The sequence below is a fragment of the Acidimicrobiales bacterium genome, assembly GCA_035512495.1.
Taxonomy (GTDB): domain Bacteria; phylum Actinomycetota; class Acidimicrobiia; order Acidimicrobiales; family CADCSY01; genus DATKDW01.
Genome location: DATKDW010000093.1, coordinates 24,131 through 42,490 on the forward strand (window position 1 = coordinate 24,131; position 18,360 = coordinate 42,490).

Here is an 18,360-nt window from a genome sequence, read left to right on the forward strand (position 1 = left end):
GGGGCTAGGGCGCAGACTCGAACGGGTCGGCGACGGGCACCGTGGTGGTGGTGGGGCCGGCCGGCGGGCGCACCCGGCCGAAGGCGGGACCCTGGGAGTCGTCGACGACCCACTCGCCGAAGCGGGGGTTGACCTCCACATCGGACTCGGTGGTGGCGCGGATGAGGAACTCCTGGATCGCCGGGCCGATGCGGCTCTGGAGCTGGCGGGCGACGGCCTCTCGCGACTCCTCGAAGGTGGGCTCGCGCACCTCGTCCATCCGGATGATGTGGAACCCAAGCGGCGTCTCCACGGGCTGGCTCACCTCGCCCTCGTCGAGCTCGTTGGCGGCCTCCTCGAACTGCGGGATGAACCGACCCGCCAGGCCGCACCCGAGGCTGCCCCCTTCGGCTGCCGCCGCCTGGTCGTCGGACTGCTCGGAGGCAACCACCTCGTAGGCAACGCCCATCTCGAGCTGGGCCTGCAGCTCGTCGACCCGCGCCCGGGCGTCGTCGGGGGCGCGCTGGTCGAAGCTGACGAAGATGTGGCTGATGCAGCGCTCGGTGAAGCTGTCGAGGTTCTCCTCGAAGAACGCCTCCTCGTCGGCGCCCACCAGGGCAGGCCCGATGGCGTTGATCAGCGCCTCCTGGCGCACGATCCGGTCGAGGTACGCCGAGGGGAACGACTCGAGGTCGATGCCGTCGGCGCCGGCCCGCTCGAGGACGGCCCGGCGGGCGTCGGCCAGGTCCTCATCGGAGATCGTGACGCCGAGCTCGTCGAGCTCCTGCTCGATGAGCTCGAAGTAGATGCGCAGCTGCAGGACCTGGGAGAGGAAGCGGGCGTCGAAGGTGCCCGACGACGCGCCGGCGAGGCCCAGGCCGAAGTCGGCTTCGTTGCGCTGGCGAAGCTCCTCGTTGCTCCGGATCGTCTCGACCTCGTCGAGCAGCGACGAGGTCGTGATGCGCTCACCGTTGACGACGGCGGCCGGTGACTCACCGAGCGAGCCGCACGCCCCCAGGGCGAGCGCGGCGACGGCGACGACTGCCACCGCACGGAGGCGTCTCGGACGGTTCAGGCGATTGGCACCCACGGGTCGGGAAGGGTACCCGCCACCCGAGGGGGTCTTGCCATCAGGCACTGGTGGCGACTGCCTCCCCGGCGACCGGCGCCGCCTCGACCGGCACCAGCTCGCGGAGCAGGTCGGTGAGGGCAGCGGTCACGTCGACGCCCTTGCGCAGCGGCACCGCCAGCTGGCGCAGGTCCTCCTTGAAGACGGCGTCCCGGGCGAGGCGGCGCAACCGGATGGTGGCGCTGGTCTTGAGCACGACGGGGCTGAGTCGGGCCATGCTGCCGGGGGCGGTGCGGTTGGGGGTGACCACCACCTCGCGGATTCCGGTGCGGTGGCATTCGGCTCGGAGGTGGGCGACGGCGAGGAGCGCCTGGGCCGGCGGCGGCACCGGCCCGTAGCGGTCCTCCCACTCGCCCCGGATGTCATCCACCTGCCCAGCGGTCTCCACCGTGGCCAGCCGCCGGTACGCCTCGAGGCGGAGCTCCTCCTTGGCGACGTAGTCCGGGGGGAGGCTGGCGTCGAGGGGCAGCTCGAGCTTGATCTCAGCAGGCTGGCGCACCGGCTCGCCCTTCAGCTCGGCCACCGCCTCGCTGACCATCTGCACGTAGAGGTCGTAGCCCACCGCCGCGATGTGGCCCGACTGGCTCTCCCCCAGCAGGTTGCCAGCACCGCGGATCTCGAGGTCGCGCATGGCGATCTTGAACCCCGAGCCCAGCTCGGTGGCCTCGCCGATGGTCTTCAGCCGCTCGTAGGCGTCCTCCGACAGGACGTGGTCCTGCGGGTGGAAGAGGTAGGCGTAGGCCCGGCTGCCGGCCCGGCCGACGCGGCCGCGCAGCTGGTGGAGCTGGCCGAGGCCGAGGCGGTCGGCGCGGTCGACCACCAGCGTGTTCACCGTCGGCATGTCGATGCCCGACTCGATGATGGTGGTGCACACCAACACGTCGTAGTGGCCCTCCCAGAAGTCGAGCACGATCGTCTCCAGGCTGCCCTCGTCCATCTGGCCGTGGGCCACGGCCACCCGGGCCTCCGGCACCAGCACACGGAGGTCGGACGCCACCTGGTCGATGTCCTGGACGCGGTTGTGCACGAAGAAGACCTGCCCCTCCCGCAGCAGCTCCCGGCGGATGGCCTCGGCCACGGCCCGCTCGTCGTACTCACCGACGTAGGTGAGGATCGGCTGCCGCTCCGAGGGCGGGGTGTTCAGCAAGGTCAGGTCGCGGATGCCGGTGAGGCTCAGCTCGAGGGTGCGGGGGATCGGCGTGGCCGAGAGCGTCAGCACGTCGACGTCGATCTTCAGCTGCTTCATCGCCTCCTTGTGGGTGACGCCGAAGCGCTGCTCCTCGTCGACCACGAGGAGGCCGAGGCGCTTGAAGCGGATGTCCTGCGAGAGCAAGCGATGGGTGCCGATGACCACGTCGACGTCGCCGTCGACGATGCCCTGCACCACCTTCTTGGCCTGGGCCGTGGTGAGGAATCGGCTCAGGACCTCGACCCGGACCGGGTAGCCGGCGAAGCGCTCGCTGAAGGTCTGGTAGTGCTGCTGGGCCAGGAGGGTGGTGGGGACCAGCACCGCAACCTGCTTGCCGTCCTGCACCGCCTTGAAGGCGGCACGGATGGCGACCTCGGTCTTGCCGAAGCCGACGTCACCGCAGACCAGACGGTCCATGGGGCGCTCGACCTCCATGTCGGCCTTGACGTCGGCGATGGCCTTCTCCTGGTCGGGCGTCTCCTTGAAGGGGAACGCCGCCTCGACCTCGGCCTGCCACGGCGTGTCCGGCGCGAAGGCGTGGCCGGCAGCGCTGATGCGGCGCTGGTAGAGCACCACGAGCTCCTGGGCGATCTCCTTGACCGCCGAGCGCACCCGGCTCTTGGCCTTCTGCCAGTCGGAGCCGCCGAGGCGGTGGAGGCTGGGCGACTCTCCACCCGTGTAGTGGCGGATGGCATCGATCTGGTCGGAGGGGACGTAGAGCTTGTCGCCACCGCGGTACTCGAGGAGCAGGTAGTCGCGCTCGACGCCGCCGATTGCGCGCTTGACCATGCCGCCGTAGCGACCGACGCCGTGGGTGACGTGGACGACGTAGTCGCCGGGGCTCAGGTCGTCGAAGAACCCGGCGCTCTCCCGCTTGCGGGGCCGGGCTCGGCGGTGCGCCCGGCGACGACCGGTGACGTCGGCCTCGCCGAGCAAAGCCACCTTGACCTCGGGAAGCACCACACCCCGCTCGAGGGGGGCCACCACCACGTGACCCCCGGGACCGAGCTCGGGCACGGCGCTGTGGTCGAGGGTGAACCGGAGGCCCTCATCGGCGAAGGACTGGTGCAGACGGGCGGCTGACCCGGCGCCGTCGGCGGCAACCACCACGCGCCAGCCGTCGGCGAGGTAGCGCCGGACGGTGTCGAGGAGGTGGGAGCCGTCACCCACCACCGGGTCCCACCCGGTTGCTCGCACCGCTGGGGTGTCGGGCCCCTCCGGGGCGTTGGTGATGCTCCATGCCGGCGCCGTCGTGTGGGCCAGCAGGCGGTCGAAGGGGAGGTGGAGCCTCGGCAGCTCGACGTCGGCCCCCACGTCCCAGGTGGTAGCAAGCGAACGGGCCAGGTCGGCCTCCTCGGCCAACAGGTCGGCGGCCCGGTCGCGCATGCGCCGAGGCTCGACCAGCAGGACCTGGGCGCCGGCCTCTCCCTGGCCCGGCTCACCGAGGAGGTCGAACAGGACGTGCTCGGCCGGGGCCAGCCACGGCAGCCACGACTCCATGCCGTCGAAGACCAAGCCCTCGGCCAGTCGCTCCCACTGCTCGCGCCCCCACGGCTCGGTGGCCACCAGCGCGGCGGCGCGCTCGCGGACGGCGGCGGTGGGCAGCAGCTCACGGCAGCCGAAGATCTCGACGGACCCCACGTCCTCGGTCGAGCGCTGGTCGCTCACCGAGAACCCGGTGAGCCGGTCGACCTCGTCGCCCCAGAGGTCGATGCGGACGGGCGCGTCGGCGGTGGAGGGGTAGACGTCGACGATCGAGCCGCGCATGGCCACCTCGCCGCGGTGCTCCACCTGGTACTCGCGCCGGTAGCCCGCCGCCACCAGCCGGGACACCAGCTCGAGCGGGTCGACCTGGTCGCCGGGGCGGATGCACACCGGCTCGACGTCCTCCACGTGGGGGCCGAGGCGCTGCACCAGGGCCCGCACCGGCGCCACGACCACCGTGGCCTCGCCGCGCCGGAGGCGCCACATGGTCCGCAGCCGCTTCCCCATGGCCTCGACGCTCGGGCTGACCCGCTCGAAGGGCAGCGTCTCCCACGCCGGGAACAGCTCGACCTGCTCGGGGCCGAGGTAGACCTCGAGATCGCGGACCAGGCGCTCGGCGTCGCCGGTGGTCGGCACCGCCACCACCAGCGGCCGTCGCGACGAGAGGTGCACCAACCCGGCGATGGTGAGGGCCCGAGCTGGCTCGGGGACGGCCAGCACTGCGCTCGTCGTGCCCGTCACGGCGGCGAGGGCGGGCTCGTCGCGCAGGAGGGGTGGCAGGCTCGAGAGGCTCACGGGACGCGAGGGCGCGCCCGATCCGGACAGGTCGGGGGTCACGGTCGAAGGGTACCGGTGGGCGCGGTCGCGCCCGCAGACGGGACCGGGCCTCTCAGCCGCGGGTGTTGAAGCGGTTCATGGCCACGGCCACCCCGTCGGTGGCGATGGCCTCCACGGCGTCGGCTGCCTCCTCGATCGCCACGTCGAGCTCGGTCCGCTCGACCTTGCCCGGCCGGCGCAGCACGTGGTCGGCGCCCTGCTGGCGACCAGGCGGCTTGCCCACGCCGATGCGCACACGGAGGAACTCGTCGGTGTGGAGGTGGGCGGTGATCGACTTGAGGCCCTTGTTGCCGGCGAGGCCGCCGCCGGCCTTCACCCGCAGCGTCCCCGGCGGCAGGTCGAGCTCGTCGTGGATCACCACGATCCGCTCGGGGTCGTCGATCCCGTGCCGGCGGGACAGCAGCAGCGCCGCCTGTCCGGCCTCGTTGTAGAACGTGGTCGGGAAGGCGAGGGCCAGGCGCCGGCCGGCGTGGTGCACCTCGGCCGACAGCGCCTTCTCCTTGCCCTTCTTCAGCTGGCCGCCGTGGCGGCGGGCCAGCAGCTCGACCGTGTCGGCACCGACGTTGTGGCGGGTCCTAGCGTAGTCGTCGCCGGGGTTCCCGAGCCCGATGACGAGCAGGTCGGCGGGGGTGCCCCGCCGCTCGCGGTCGCCACCGCGCCCGAGCAGGCGCACCTACTCGCCGGCGTCCTCGCCGCCCTCGGCAGCAGCCTCGGCCTCGCCGCCTTCGCCCTCGCCCTCGGCGCCATCAACCTCGGCAGCCGCCTCGGCGGCAGCCTCGGCCTCGGCCTCCTCGGCCTCGACCTCGAGGGTCGAGCGGGTGATCATGGCCACGGCGATGGGCTCGTCGGGATCGGCCTCGGTGGTGGCCCCGGCCGGCAGAGGGATGTCGCTGACGCGCAGCGTGTCGCCGATGGTCATCCCGGAGATGTCGAGGGTGACCTCGTTCGGGATGGAGCCGGGCTTGGCCTTGACCGTGAGGGTGAAGGACTGCTGGTCGACGTTGCCGCTCTCGTCCATGACGGCCTTGGCCTCGCCGAGGAAGACGATGGGCACCTCGACGGTGACGACCTCGTCGCGGTCGATGATGATGAAGTCGACGTGGGTGACCTCGTTGCGAACGGGGTTGCGCTGCACGTCGCGCACGATCGTGAGGTGCACGTCGCCATCGACGTCAAGGTTGATCAGGGCGTTCATGCCCGCCTCGGTGGTGAGGGCAGCCCGCAGGTCGCGCCGCTCGACGGCCACCGACAGCGGGTCGTTGCCGTGGCCGTACACGACGCCCGGGATCTTCCCCTCGGCGCGGAGGCGCTTGGAAGGGGCCGAGCCAGTGGTGCGGCCGGGCTCGGCGGTGAGGGTGATCTCGTCGGACGGCATGGGACCAGCGCTCCAGGTGGGGCTACGGAAAAGGACGAAGGTCGAGTGTAGGAGCCGAGGTGGCCGGCCAGGAAGTCGGCGGGGAGCGCGGGGGCGCGCCGGCTCAGCTCTGGTTCTCTCCGCCGAAGATCTCCGACACCGAGGTGTCCTCGAACACGGCGTCGATGGCGTCCCCGATCAGGCTCGAGACCGAGAGCACCTCGATCTTGTCGATCTGCTTCTCGGCGGGCAGCGGGAGCGTGTCGGTGATGACGACCCGGGAGATCACCGAGTTCTTGAGCCGGTCGGTGGCCGGGTCGGAGAGCACGCCGTGGGTGGCCATGGCCCACACGTCGGTGGCCCCGTGCTCACGCAGGATGTCGGCGGCGGCGACGATCGTGCCGGCAGTGTCGATCATGTCGTCGATCAGCACGCAGTGACGCCCCTCGACCTCGCCGATGACGTCGCGGGCGACGACGGTGTTGGCCATCCCCTTGGGGCGGCGCTTGTTGACGAAGGCCAGGTCGGCGTTGAGGTGCTGAGAGAACCGCTCGGCCACCTTCACCCGGCCGGCGTCGGGCGACACGATCACCAGGTCGTCGGGCGAGGTGTTGGCCCGCAGGTACCCGACCAGCACCGGCGTGGCCACCAGGTGGTCGACCGGGAGGTTGAAGTAGCCCTGGATCTGGCCGGAGTGCAGGTCGACGCTGATGACCCGGTTGGCGCCCGCCGCGGTGAGCATGTCGGCCACCAGCTTGGCGGTGATGGGCTCCCGGCCCTCGGCCTTGCGGTCCTGGCGGGAGTAGCCGTAGAAGGGGCACACCGCGGTGATGCGCTTGGCCGAGGCCCGCTTGGCGGCGTCGATCATGATCAGCTGCTCCATGATCGAGTCGTTCACCGGCCCGCAGTGGGTCTGGATGATGAAGACGTCGGCGCCACGCACCGTCTCCCCGAAGCGGCAGTGCATCTCGCCGTTGGCGAACTCGCGGAGGTTGGGGTGACCCAGCTCGACACCGAGGTGCGACGCGATGGCCTCGGCCAGCTGGGGGTGGGAGCGGCCCGAGTAGAGCAGCAGCTTCTTCTTCGGCACCAGCTCCATTGGCTTCCTCACTCCGTCGGGCCCCGTTCGACCGCAGTGTAGAACGCACCGGTCACCGCCCCCTCGGCGATCGAGCTACCCGGTGGTAGGCGGGCCCACGGGCCGACCTTTGCCCCGGCGCCGATCTCGGCGTCGGTCCCGACCGTGTGGCTGATCGCCACATCGGGGCCGACCACGCAGTCGATCAGCTGGGTGCCGGGCCCGATCTCGCAGCGCTCCCCCACCACGGTGGCGCCCTGGAGGATCGCCCCCGGGAAGATGGTGACGTCGGGCGCCAGCTGGACACCACGGTCGATGTACACCGCGGAGGGGTCGAGCATGGTGACCCCCCGCGCCAGCCACTCGGCGTTCGTCCGGCGCCGGAGCTCGGTCTCGGCGTCGGCCAGCTGCGCCCGGTCGTTGACACCGGAGGTCTCACCTGGGTCGGACGCCACCAGGGTGCCGACGGTGTAGCCGGCGTCGGCCAGCACCTCGACGACGTCGGTGAGGTAGTACTCGCCCTGGGCGTTCTGCGGCGAAGTGCGGCGCAGCGCCGGGGCGAGGACGCTGCGGCGGAAGCAGTAGATCGAGGTGTTGACCTCGTCGATCGCCCGCTGCTCGTCGTCGGCGTCGGCCTCCTCGACGATGCGCTCGACCTCTCCGTTGCGGCCCCGCACCACCCGGCCGTAGCCGGTGGGGTCGTCGACCCGGGCCGTGAGGATGGTGGCAGCGGCGTCCGCCTCCCGGTGGCGGGCCACGAGCGCGCCCAGGGTCTCGGACCGCAGCAACGGGGTGTCGCCCGGCAGGATGAGCACGTCGCCCCCGTCGTCGTCATCGTCCTCGGGGAACGCGGTGAGGCCCACCATCACCGCGTCGCCGGTACCACGCTGGACGTGCTGCTCGACGAAGTCGATCGCCATCCCCGGCGGGCCGTCCTCGGTGAGCTTCTTGCTCACCCGCTCGGCCCCGTGGCCGATGACCACGACCGATCGCTCGACATCGAGGACGGCGGTGGCGTCGAGGACGTGGAGGAGCATGGCTCGGCCGCAGAGCAGGTGCAGCGGCTTCGGCCGCGCCGAACGCATGCGGGTGCCCTCGCCGGCGGCGAGCACCAGGGTGGACAGCGGTCGCGAGCTCATGGCTCCTGCCTACCACCACCACCACCGCGGCGCACCGCCCGCCCTGCTCGGTGCCTCGCAGCTCGGGGGGGAGGGGTCGAACCTCCGACATCCGGCACCAAAGGCCGGCGTTCTGCCACTGAACTACCCCCGACCGTCGAGCCGAGGTTACCGCTGCGGGTTCGGCGCCTAGGCCGTCTCCCAGAGATCGACCACCGCTTCGACGTCGACGAAGGTGTCGCCGCACTCGGTGTAGAGCCAGAGCGTGCCGTTGCGGGCACGGCCCACCGAGACCAGCTCGCAGTCGTCGATGCGTGAGCCATCGTCGAGCGAGATGGAGACGTGGTGGCCCTCGAGCCGCCGGATCCCCCGTAGGTGCTGTGCGAGCATCGTGCCCCCTCTCCGTGTTGTGGTCTGACTTCAATGATCGGCCAGACCACCATGGGAACTTGAGGTGTCTGTCTACGTCCGGCGCCGGCCGAGGTGGTGGATGGGCGGCCGACCGGTTTGGTGCGCCGGTGGGATCCACCGCTACCTTGGGGACCCTCATGGGCTCACTGATCAAGAAGCGCCGGAAGCGCATGCGCAAGAAGAAGCACAAGAAGATGCTGAAGCGCACCCGCTTCCAGCGGCGCGCCAAGAAGTAGCTGGCGCGGTCCCGGGCCGGTGGGGCCTGTCACGGAGCGGACCCTTCCCACCGCCTCCGCAAGCTCCGGCGGCGGGCCCCTTCCCTCCGTGCCACCCACCGGCCCTCGCATCGGCCTCTTCTTGGCGCGTCGCTCGCGCCTGCGCTTGGTGGGGGCCGGGGGGTGGGGTAGCCCGGTCAGGTCTCTCTGGTTGCCTTCACCGTTCTGGCTACTTGTCTTCCTTCTCCTGGGTGGTCTCCCTCTGTGAACCAGGTGGTTCCGCTTCCGGCGAGGGTTGGTTGCCTTCCTGTGGCTGCCTCGAGCTGGTCCCTCCACCTTGCGAGCCTGGGCTCCACTTGGAGGGCGGCTGGTTCTAGGTCGTTCGCTTGGCCTCTGGGGCCTCCCATTTCGTCCCACGTGCGGTAGACGGCGGGGGTCGACACGCCGAAGGGGGGCGTCAGGAGGGTGAAGGTGCGGGGCTCGAACGGGAGGGGCTCGAGGACCTCGCCGATGCCGGTGACCCTCGCCCGCCCGCCCCGGAGGCAGAAGGGGACGTCGGCGCCCAGCGACGCGGCCACCGCCAGGTCGTCCACGCCGGCCCAGCGGAGCACGGCAGCAGCGTCGGCCGAGCCGCCGCCGAGGCCGGCGCCGGCAGGGATGCGCTTGACCAACCGGACGTGGGCGGTGCGGCCCACCGCGGCCAGGGCCCGGCGCACGAGGTTGTCGGCGCCGGCCGTCACCGGCAGGCCGGTGGCGCCCACGACCTCGAGGTCGTCACCGTCGGAGAAGGTCAGCTCGTCGGCGAGGTCGAGGGTCACCATCTCGGCGTCGATGAGGTGGAACCCGTCGTCGCGCACACCCGTGACGCGCAGCGACAGGGTCAGCTTGGCCGGGGCCAGCACCACCTCGCTCAACGCCCACCCTCGGCCGGCACCGGCACCACCGGGCTGGCCTCGGCCAGGCGACCCCACGCGACCACGTCGAGCTCCTCGGCCCGGGCCTCGGGGCGGATGCCCGACGCCTCGAAGGCGGCGGGGTCGACCAGGCCCGCCAGCGACCGGCGCAGCATCTTGCGGCGCTGGCCGAACCCGGCCCGCACCAGGGCGAAGAGCCGGGCCGGGTCCACCGCGTCGGGGTCGACGGCGGGCCGCTCCCGTCGCTCGATGGCCACCAAGGCGCTCTCCACCTTCGGCTGGGGGATGAAGACCGTGGCCGGCACCCGACCCACCACCGTGGCCGTGGCCCAGTAGGCGATCTTCACCGACAGCCCCCCGTAGGCCTCGTCCCCCACGTCGGCAGCCATGCGCTCCCCGACCTCGCGCTGGACCATCACCAGCATGCGGCCGATGGCGGGGACCTCGTCGAGCAGGTCGGCGACGAGGGGCGACGCCACGTTGTACGGGAGGTTGGCCACGAGGACCCAGCGCTCCTCGCCCAGCAGCGCTGCCCAGTCGAGCGCCATGGCGTCGCCGTGGACCACGGTCGCACCGTGGGGCTCGACCACCTCCCGGAGGGCGGGCAGCAGGTGGCGGTCGATCTCGACGGCGGTGACGGCGGCACCCGTCTCGAGCAACGCCAGCGTGAGCGAGCCCAGGCCGGCGCCGATCTCCACCACCCGGTCGCCCGGACCCACCCCGGCGAGGCGGGCGATGCGCCGGACGGTGTTGGGGTCGACCACGAAGTTCTGGCCGAGGGCCCGGCTGGGGCGCAGGCCGTGCCGCTCCAGGAGGTCGCTGACGTCCCGGGGGGAGAGGGTCCTCATGCGCCCGGCAACCTATGGATGCCCGCCCCCGGGCACAACCCGGGCCCGAGCTGCTCAGCGGCCGGTGGCGGAGAAGTGCTGGTAGTCCTTCGACGACGCCCAGTGGCCACCCCACCCCCAGCCCTGCGATGCGAACGCCCGCACCACCGCGTCGCCGTCGGTGATCATCCCCGGCGTGACGTGCTCCCGGTCTCGCCAGGCCTCGCCTGCCGGTGGCTCGACGAGGTCGCCCCTCACGTACGGGTTCTGCACCGGGTTGAGGTCGATGGCCCGGCCGTAGGCGTGCTCCGACCAGCGGGAGGTGCCTGCGACCGTCCGGCAGTTGAAGGCGCTGCTGTTGTTGGCCGCCATCGAGGCATCGTCGTCGCCCCCGAAGGCGTCGATCGGCTCGAGTCGCTCGATCTGGAAGCGGGCCTCGTAGAGCTGGCGGAACACCTCGGTGATGGCATCGGCGTCGCCGACGTGGACCACCACGCGTCCCGTGGCGGCGTGACCGTCGTAGCCCCAGTGGGAGACCTCCAGGCCGGCCAGGTCGCTGTGGTGGACAGGGCAGCCCTCCCGCCACGTGTCACCGAGGGGCCAGGCCGTCCCGGGCCCCACCGGTGACGAGACGGACGCGAAGGCTGGAGCGGCCTCGCCGGGCGGAGGAGGTGTGCCCGTGCTGGGGTCGGGGTTGCAGCCCGCCAGCACCCCGAGCGCGGCGACGGCCGCCATCACCAACCGGGCCATCATCGACGCCACGTTCCCATCGTGCCCCCCCTCGGCATCGCCGTCGAGGCTGGTGCGTCAGCCCAGGCGGAACAGGCGGGCGGCGGCCTCGGTGGTGGCCGCCTCGACCTCGTCGACCTCGATGCCCTTGACGGCGGCGACGGCGGCGCCGACGTGGGTCACCCAGCCCGGGTGGTTCCGCTCACCCCGGTGGGGCACCGGCGCCAGGTAGGGGGCGTCGGTCTCGACCGTCAGCCGGTCGAGGGGGCACAGGGCGGCGGCCTCGCGCACCTCGGGTGCCCCCTTGAAGGTCACGATGCCGCTGAAGCTGATGAGCGCGCCGGTGTCGAGGGCCCGCCGCGCCTCGTCCGGGCCGCCGGTGAAGCAGTGGAACACCGTTCGCTCGGGGGTGCCCTCGGCAGCGAGGACGTCGAAGGTGTCGTCCCACGCCTCCCGGGTGTGGATCACCAGGGCCAGGTCGTGGGCGTGGGCCAGAGCGATCTGCTCGGCGAAGACCCGGCGCTGCACGTCGCGTGGGGAGTGGTCGTAGTGGTAGTCGAGGCCGCACTCCCCCACCGCCACGACCTCGGACTCGCCGAGCAGCGCCTCGATGCCGTCGATGCCGCCGGCGGCGTCGTGGGGGTGCACACCCACGGTCGCCCACACGCCCTCGTGGCGCCGGGCCACCTCGATGGCCGCCCTGGACTGCGCGAGGTCGGTGCCGACCGACACCAACCGCCCGACCCCGGCGGCACGGGCCTCGGCCACCACCTCCTCGCCGATCCCCTCATAGGGGATGTGGCAGTGGGCGTCGGTCCACACACCAGCCTCCTAGGCCGACGTGAGGCGGGGGAACAGCGGCGCGCCCTTCTCGACGGGCAGCCCGCCCGGGTAGCCCCCCCAGGTCGCGGAAGCCGGCACCCGCTCGTCCGCCGGGTCCCCGTCGAGGCCGATGCGCCGCCAGACCTCGCGGCACGTGGACGGCATGGCCGGCGTGGCCAGGACAGCGACGATGCGCAGCACCTCGAGGGCGTCGCCCAGCACGGCGTCGACGGCGGGACCGGGATCGGCCTTCCACGGCTCGTTGGCCTCGAGGTGGGCGTTGGCCTCGCGGATGAGCCGCCAGGTGGCGTCGAGCGCCTCCGAGGGCTGGAAGCGGTCCCATGCGTCAGCGGTCGCGGCGTAGGCCTCGGCCGCCACGGCGGCGAGGGGGCTGGCCGGGTCGGGTGCCGGGCCCCGACCGTCGCACTTCTTGCCCACGACCGTCGCCACCCGGCTCAGCAGGTTGCCCAGGTTGTTGGCCAGGTCGGCGTTGTGGCGGGCGAGCATGGCCTCGTAGGAGAAGTCGCCGTCGGCACCGAGGGTGACGTCGCGCAGGAGGTGGTAGCGCACGCCGTCGACACCGAAGTCGTCGACCAGCCGCGCCGGCGAGATCTCGGTGAGCCGGGCTGGACCGTGCTCGGTCTTGGACAGCTTCTCGCCTCCGAGCAGGAGCCACCCGTGGACCCGCACGTGATGCGGAGGGTCGATGCCGGCAGCCATCAGCATCGCCGGCCAGTACACGCAGTGGAACCGGATGATCTCCTTGCCGATGAGGTGGTGGGCCGCCGGCCACCACCGTTCGAAGCGCTCCTCGTCGGTGCCGAAGCCGATGGCCGTGGCGTAGTTGATGAGGGCGTCGTACCAGACGTAGAACACGTGCCCCGGCGCCCAGGGCACCGGCACGCCCCAGTCGAGCGAGGTGCGCGTGATCGAGACGTCTTCGAGGCCCTGGCGGATGAACCCCAGCACCTCGTTGCGCTTGGCGTCGGGCTGCACCGGGCTGGGATCCTGCCCCAGCCACTCGACGAGACGGTCGGTGTACCGGCTGAGCCGGAAGAAGTAGTTCTCCTCCTCGAGGATGGTGATCGGCTTCGAGGGGTGGACGGGGCAGCGCCCCTCCACCAGCTCGGCCTCGGTGTAGTAGGCCTCGCACGAGACGCAGTACGGGCCCTCGTAGGTGTCGAGCTCGATGTCGCCCCGCTCGTGGATCTGCCCGAGCAGCGCCTGGACCGCGGCGTGGTGGCGGGGTTCGGTGGTGCGGATGAAGTCGTCGTGGGAGATGTCGAGCAGGTCCCACGCCTCCTGGAAGTGGGCGGCGTTGCGGTCGGCCTGCTCCAGGGGCGTGACACCGGCCTGCTCGGCCGACTGAGCGACCTTCAGGCCGTGCTCGTCGGTGCCGGTGAGGAAGAAGACGTCGTCACCGAGCAGGCGGTGCCACCGGCTGATGGCATCGGCGTTGACGGTGGCGTAGGCGTGGCCGACGTGGGGCGCGTCGTTGACGTAGTAGATCGGCGTCGTCAGGTAGAAGGGGTCGGCCACGGGTGCCGATCCTACGGGCCGGGGAACCACCGCTTGAACGCCCCCGGGTCCTCCGAGCCCTCGACCATCACGTCGGCTTCGGCTGCATCCAGCCGGCCCAACGCCAACAGGACCAGGGCCTCGTCGCTGCCTGAGAACGTGATGTTGGTGCCGTCGACCTCCGCCGGTTGCCACTGACCGTCGGACCAGCCAAGATCCACGGTGAAGCGGTCACCCCGGATGTGCACGTTCGTCGGCTCCTTGGGTGACTCGCCGGCCGAGCCCAGGGTCCCCAGCATGCTTGCGAGCACGGTGCTCGCGGCCTGGACGGTGTCGGTGGACAGGCCGTGGGCGGCATCGAGCGCCCGGTCGAGGTCGAAGCGGTGGATGCCGGCCTCCATCGCCGCCACCTGCAGCACGAACCGCCCTGGCAGCGCGCCGTACGGCATGGGACATGCTGCGTCGATGGATTCCTCCTCCACGGCGTCGAGCGCGTCCATGAACGCCGTGTGGGCCGCTTCCAGCTCCCCCACCAGAACCGTCGGGTCGACGCTGTCGGTCTCGGGGGGCACGAACACGTCCGTGTCGCCCCGGTGCAGGCGCTCCCACGCCGCCGCCTGGAGCGACTGCCCCCAAACGAGGTGACGGGCCAGGTGCCGCACGGTCCAGCCGGGGAGCTCGGTGGGCGCGTCCCAACGTCTGGGGTCGAGCGCTGACAGCGTGTCGCGGGCTGCGTTGATGTCGCGGTGGATGGTGCGCCGGGCGGTGTCGAGGTCGAGCATCAGTTCTCCTCCTGCGTTGATGGATCGGACTGCGAGGTCCGGGTCGGGTCGTCGCTCCACAGCGCGCGTTGCGCGTGAGCGATCCGGTGGGCGAGCCGCACGGAGCTCGTATGTGTCGCGTGGGTGTGGGCGAGCGACAGGTAGCGCCTCGCCTCGTGCGCCTCGCCGAGCCGGTGCAGCGCCAGTGCGGCTTCGGTGGCGCTGTGCCCGGCGAGCAGCGGGGACTCGGCAGCGTGGTTGGCCTCGTAGGCCTCACGCAGATGGTCAGCGGCGTCCGTCCACCTGCCCAGAACCGCCGCCAGGACACCCAGGACGTGTGCACCGGCGCCGATGCACACGGCTCCCGAACCGACCACGATGTGCTGGTCCCGCCACGGTCTCGCCAGGTGGTAGAGGCCCTCGGCGCCAGCGCGGTGGCCGGTCGCCGCGCAGGCATCGGCGAGCACGGCGACCACCATGCCCGCCGATTGGTCGGGCGGTACCTGCGAGAAGTCCTCAGCCACGTAGAAGTCCAGGAGGTCTCGAGCCTCGGCGGTACGGCCCAGCTCCGCGTCGAGCGCGGCAGCGACTGGGAGGTAGCGGTAGGGGACCACGGCGTCGCCGCGTCGGCGAGCGGTCTGGATCAGCGGATCCACCTCCCGGCACCGGCCCTGCTCACGTCGCAGTAGGAACAGCTGGCCGGCGTACACGTGCTCGGTATCGGCATAGCGACGCCGGCGGCCCTCTTCGCGAAACGCTTCGATGTACTCGTCGGCGTCCTCGAGCTCACCGCGATGCAGGTGCCACATCACCCGCCACATGGCCGGATACCAGAGATATCGCGGTTGGCCCAAGCCCTCCGCGAGCGCTTCAACTCTGTGGATGGTGGCGTGCGCGGCGGCCATTTGTCCGAGCGTGAGCTCGTCGAGCAACCGCAATCGACCCGCCTCGAGCGCCATCGCACCATCTCGGGCCTGCGTCGCCGCGTCCTCCATCTCGATGGTGGCGAGCAGCCGCTCGCCGGTCTCGTCGGGTGCGCCCCGCGTCATTCGCCATGCGTGCAGAGCTCCAGGCAGAACGCCCGGGTCATCCAGCGACCGGGCCAGTGCGAGCGCCTCATCGGCGAGCCGCTTCGACTCGGCCTCCTCCCCAGCGAAGGCCCGATCGGTCGCCAGCGCGCCGAGGATCTGGGCGCGGGACGTGGGATCGTCGACCAGATCCAAGGCACGACGTAGCAGCGCACCTGAGGTTCCCGAGCGCGGGCGACGGGTGGCGAAGTAGGCCGCCTCGTGGCCCAGGGCCGCGACGCCCAGACCGTGCCGGTCGCCCAACTGCACGGCCAGCTCTGCCGCCTGCTCGTACGCGCCCAACGCTCCAGCCAGGAGCCCAGCGGCGTGCCGCTCCCGCCCGAGGGCCAGCAGCAGCCCGACGCGGTGAGCGGGCGCGACGCCGACTTCGGCGCCGACACGCAGGGCGAGCTCGTAGTGGCGGGCCGCTTGTTCGAAGGCCAGCCGCGCGGTGGCGTGCTCGGCCGCCGGCTCCGCGTAGCGGAAGGCCAGTTCGGCGTCGCCGCCCTCGGCGGCGTGCCAGGCCAGCGTGCCCCAGAGGTCGGGAACGTCGGCCCGCAGCTCCGCGAACGCCCGGGCAGCCCGGGCGTGGATGCGCCGACGGTCCCGTCGCAGCATCGTCGAGGCGATGGCCTCGGCGACAACCGCGTGCGTGAACCAGACCCGTTGCCCGTCGTGGCCGAGCAGCGCCGCTCGGCGTAGCTCGTCCAGCGCCGGCTCGGTCGAGTCTTCGTCGACGATGTGGTGCAGAACCTGGAGGTCGAGGCCTTCGCTGACCACGGCGGCGGCATCGAGGACGGCTCGGACCGATGGTGTCAGTCGGTCGGCACGAGCGAGGACCACCCGCTGCACGGTGTCGGGGAGGTCGAGTTCGCCGATCTTGTTGAACCGCCAGCCGGCAGCGTCGCGCACGACGGCCGACTGGCCCACCAGGTGACGGCACAGCTCGCTGAGGAACAAGGGGTTTCCGTCGGCCAGCTCCAGGATCTGCTCCTCCAGGTCCGCGGGGAGCACGGCTCGACCGAAGAACGCGTCGAGCAGTGCACGGTCCTGTCCTGACAAGAGCGGTTCCAGCCCGAGCACCGTGCCAGCTGCGCGGGCGCGATCGACGAGATCCTGTGAGGCGTGGTCGGTCACCGGTCGCCGCGTCACCAGCACCGGTATGACGGCGGCCACGGCCTCGAGCGCGGCCACGGTCCAGGGATCCGCCCAGTGGAGGTCCTCCACCACCACCAGAACGGGCTGTCGGATGCTGTGGTCGCGCAACGTGCCCACCAACGCCTGCACCGCCTGCTCGTGGAGCACGTCGGCCGACCCGCCGTACGCGGCACCGCTTCCTTCCGGGCGCACCCGCCCAGCGACGAGGGCCAGGCCGTTCCGCTGAGCGTGGCCGGTCGTGCTCCGGTCGTCGTCGAGCAGCGCGGCAGCGACGTGGCGCAGTGGCCAATAGGGAAGGGTGCGCGCGTGTGACGCAGTCGCGGCCGCCAGTACGTCCGCCCCGTGCGCCGCGGCACTCGCGCAGACCTCTGCCAGCACCGCACTCTTGCCCACCCCTGCGTCTCCTTCGACCACCGCGATGCCGCTTCCGCGGGCGAATGCCGCTTCGATCCAGGACTCCAAGTGGGAGACCTCGCGATGGCGGCCGACCAGTGGCGCTTCGCGGGCGGCGAGCACAGATCGGCCGCGCTCGTGCCCGACTACCACCACGTCGACCGGCTCCGCCTTGCCCTTCAGCGTGAGCTGTCGCTGGTCGGCCACAGCGAAGAGATGGCGGACGCGCTCGTACAGTCCCAAGTGGCAGAGGAGCTCGCCGCTCCCGGCTGCGGCCATGAGGCGTGCTGCGGTGTTCATCACGTCGCCCAGTGCGGTGAACTCGACGTGGTGGCCAGCGCCGTGCAGAACCAGCGCCGCAGGCCCCACCGTGGCGCCAGCGCGGATGCCCGGCGCCGCATGAAGGGCTTCGAGCCCGGCCCGTACGGCGCGCTCGGCGTCGTCCTCGTGCGCGGGCACCCCGAAGAACGCCACCGTGACGCCGCCCGTGAGCGTGCGTGCTGTGCCCTCGTACCGGTCGATGATCCGTCGAACCTCCACCGCAGCGGGATCGCCATGCGATCCATCCGCGGGCGTGGCCACGAACAGCGCAGCGATGACCTTCCGCTCCTCGTGTCCCTCCGTCGATCGGTCGGCGTCACCGGTCGCTGCGACGGACGGCGCCGAGACGTCGACAGCGAGGCGAGGTCGCCATGATGGGATCGACGAACCGTCGGGTGCGGAGACGTCGTCTCCCCGCTGCCAATCGAGCTGACCTCTCAGGCGCCGCCGGACCACCCGGCCGGCGAGCACACCATCGGCCGGGGCCGCGGCCTCCAAGGCAGTGGCCAGATCGAAGAGCTCGGCTGCCGCATCGACGATCCCGGATTCGATCCCCACGCGCACCGCAATCCGATCGCGTTCGGTCCCACCCTGTTCGATGACCATGTCGCTGGCGGCCACTCCCGCTCGCACCGCCGCCATCGCCGCAGCGTCCCCGCCGACGAACCGGGCCATCACGCCGTCGCCAGCCAGCTGCAGCACCTCGCCACCGTGGGACTCGACCGCCAGGACCACTGCGGCGACCGCGGCGCCGACCACGGCGGCCAGATCCTCGACGTCAAGACGCTCGCCGAGCGACGTCGAACCGACGAGATCCGCCACGAACGCCGTGATGTCGACGGTGCCCGCCCATGCCATGCCCTCGGATCCCGCGGGTGCGGGGGCGTCGTCTCGCGTCGATGACCCGCCCATGTCCCCACTCTGCCGTCGGCAAATGGAATGGGTTCATTATGTCCCCGGTACGTCGCAACCGGCGCGCTTTCCCATGACAGGCGGAAACGGCGCGTTTAGGGTGAACGGGAACTCGGCCCAGTCGGGCGGTCTTGGGCAGTGGG

15 protein-coding genes and 1 tRNA gene are annotated in these 18,360 nt (G+C 71.7%); 1 reads left to right on the top strand and 15 read right to left on the bottom strand.

Annotated features, from left to right (window positions below):
- Positions 1–4: 4 nt before the first annotated feature.
- From VMN58_13325 to VMN58_13360, 8 genes are all read right to left on the bottom strand, one after another.
- A complete protein-coding gene (locus VMN58_13325; protein ID HUF34180.1) occupies positions 5–1,069 on the bottom strand; it encodes a peptidylprolyl isomerase in 1,065 nt (354 codons plus the stop codon).
- Between the two features lie 40 nt (positions 1,070–1,109).
- On the bottom strand, positions 1,110–4,619 hold the full coding sequence (mfd, locus tag VMN58_13330; GenBank protein ID HUF34181.1) for a transcription-repair coupling factor: 3,510 nt from the start codon (positions 4,617–4,619) through the stop codon (positions 1,110–1,112).
- A gap of 52 nt (positions 4,620–4,671) precedes the next feature.
- Positions 4,672–5,292 (bottom strand): aminoacyl-tRNA hydrolase, encoded by a 621-nt coding sequence (gene pth / locus VMN58_13335; GenBank protein ID HUF34182.1) that lies wholly within the window; start codon positions 5,290–5,292, stop codon positions 4,672–4,674.
- Positions 5,293–5,994 carry a 50S ribosomal protein L25 gene (locus VMN58_13340; GenBank protein ID HUF34183.1) on the bottom strand — a complete coding sequence of 234 codons (702 nt, stop codon included), beginning with the start codon at positions 5,992–5,994 and terminating at the stop codon, positions 5,293–5,295.
- 103 nt (positions 5,995–6,097) lie between these two features.
- Complete coding sequence (locus VMN58_13345; GenBank protein ID HUF34184.1) at positions 6,098–7,072, bottom strand: ribose-phosphate diphosphokinase; 975 nt, start codon at positions 7,070–7,072, stop codon at positions 6,098–6,100.
- An 8-nt stretch (positions 7,073–7,080) separates the two neighbouring features.
- Positions 7,081–8,190 (bottom strand): sugar phosphate nucleotidyltransferase, encoded by a 1,110-nt coding sequence (locus VMN58_13350; GenBank protein ID HUF34185.1) that lies wholly within the window; start codon positions 8,188–8,190, stop codon positions 7,081–7,083.
- Between the two features lie 61 nt (positions 8,191–8,251).
- Positions 8,252–8,323, bottom strand: a tRNA-Gln gene (locus VMN58_13355).
- Between the two features lie 35 nt (positions 8,324–8,358).
- Entirely contained in the window at positions 8,359–8,559 is a 201-nt protein-coding gene (locus tag VMN58_13360; protein HUF34186.1) for a hypothetical protein, read from the bottom strand.
- Positions 8,560–8,717: 158 nt separating this feature from the next.
- On the opposite strand from VMN58_13360, the gene VMN58_13365 reads away from it, so the two are divergent.
- Positions 8,718–8,816 (top strand): AURKAIP1/COX24 domain-containing protein, encoded by a 99-nt coding sequence (locus VMN58_13365; GenBank protein HUF34187.1) that lies wholly within the window; start codon positions 8,718–8,720, stop codon positions 8,814–8,816.
- Between the two features lie 176 nt (positions 8,817–8,992).
- Here the strand turns inward: VMN58_13365 and VMN58_13370 are convergent, their stop codons facing one another.
- The 7 genes from VMN58_13370 to VMN58_13400 are packed head-to-tail and all read right to left on the bottom strand — an operon-like array spanning position 8,993 to position 18,007.
- The gene (locus tag VMN58_13370; GenBank protein ID HUF34188.1) at positions 8,993–9,700 is read right to left on the bottom strand and encodes a 4-(cytidine 5'-diphospho)-2-C-methyl-D-erythritol kinase; all 708 of its coding nucleotides are present in this window, start codon (positions 9,698–9,700) and stop codon (positions 8,993–8,995) included.
- 5 nt (positions 9,701–9,705) lie between these two features.
- Positions 9,706–10,557, bottom strand: a complete 852-nt coding sequence (gene rsmA / locus VMN58_13375) for a 16S rRNA (adenine(1518)-N(6)/adenine(1519)-N(6))-dimethyltransferase RsmA (GenBank protein ID HUF34189.1) — start codon at positions 10,555–10,557, stop codon at positions 9,706–9,708.
- 54 nt (positions 10,558–10,611) lie between these two features.
- Positions 10,612–11,289 carry a M15 family metallopeptidase gene (locus VMN58_13380; GenBank protein ID HUF34190.1) on the bottom strand — a complete coding sequence of 226 codons (678 nt, stop codon included), beginning with the start codon at positions 11,287–11,289 and terminating at the stop codon, positions 10,612–10,614.
- 54 nt (positions 11,290–11,343) lie between these two features.
- Complete coding sequence (locus VMN58_13385) at positions 11,344–12,087, bottom strand: TatD family hydrolase (protein ID HUF34191.1); 744 nt, start codon at positions 12,085–12,087, stop codon at positions 11,344–11,346.
- A 9-nt stretch (positions 12,088–12,096) separates the two neighbouring features.
- The gene (gene metG / locus VMN58_13390; GenBank protein ID HUF34192.1) at positions 12,097–13,626 is read right to left on the bottom strand and encodes a methionine--tRNA ligase; all 1,530 of its coding nucleotides are present in this window, start codon (positions 13,624–13,626) and stop codon (positions 12,097–12,099) included.
- Between the two features lie 11 nt (positions 13,627–13,637).
- Positions 13,638–14,387 carry a maleylpyruvate isomerase family mycothiol-dependent enzyme gene (locus VMN58_13395; GenBank protein HUF34193.1) on the bottom strand — a complete coding sequence of 250 codons (750 nt, stop codon included), beginning with the start codon at positions 14,385–14,387 and terminating at the stop codon, positions 13,638–13,640.
- On the bottom strand, positions 14,387–18,007 hold the full coding sequence (locus tag VMN58_13400; protein HUF34194.1) for an AAA family ATPase: 3,621 nt from the start codon (positions 18,005–18,007) through the stop codon (positions 14,387–14,389). The genes VMN58_13395 and VMN58_13400 overlap by 1 nt, the downstream gene beginning before the upstream one ends.
- Positions 18,008–18,360: the final 353 nt, after the last annotated feature.

Excerpts from the sequence above, each read along its gene's own strand:
- VMN58_13380 (HUF34190.1), bottom strand. The coding sequence starts at position 11,289 with ATGATGGCCCGGTTGGTGATGGCGGCCGTCGCCGCGCTCGGGGTGCTG.
- VMN58_13345 (HUF34184.1), bottom strand. The coding sequence starts at position 7,072 with ATGGAGCTGGTGCCGAAGAAGAAGCTGCTGCTCTACTCGGGCCGCTCC.
- VMN58_13350 (HUF34185.1), bottom strand. The coding sequence starts at position 8,190 with ATGAGCTCGCGACCGCTGTCCACCCTGGTGCTCGCCGCCGGCGAGGGC.
- VMN58_13340 (HUF34183.1), bottom strand. The coding sequence starts at position 5,994 with ATGCCGTCCGACGAGATCACCCTCACCGCCGAGCCCGGCCGCACCACT.
- VMN58_13360 (HUF34186.1), bottom strand. The coding sequence starts at position 8,559 with ATGCTCGCACAGCACCTACGGGGGATCCGGCGGCTCGAGGGCCACCAC.
- rsmA (HUF34189.1), bottom strand. The coding sequence starts at position 10,557 with ATGAGGACCCTCTCCCCCCGGGACGTCAGCGACCTCCTGGAGCGGCAC.
- VMN58_13365 (HUF34187.1), top strand. The coding sequence starts at position 8,718 with ATGGGCTCACTGATCAAGAAGCGCCGGAAGCGCATGCGCAAGAAGAAG.
- VMN58_13395 (HUF34193.1), bottom strand. The coding sequence starts at position 14,387 with ATGCTCGACCTCGACACCGCCCGGCGCACCATCCACCGCGACATCAAC.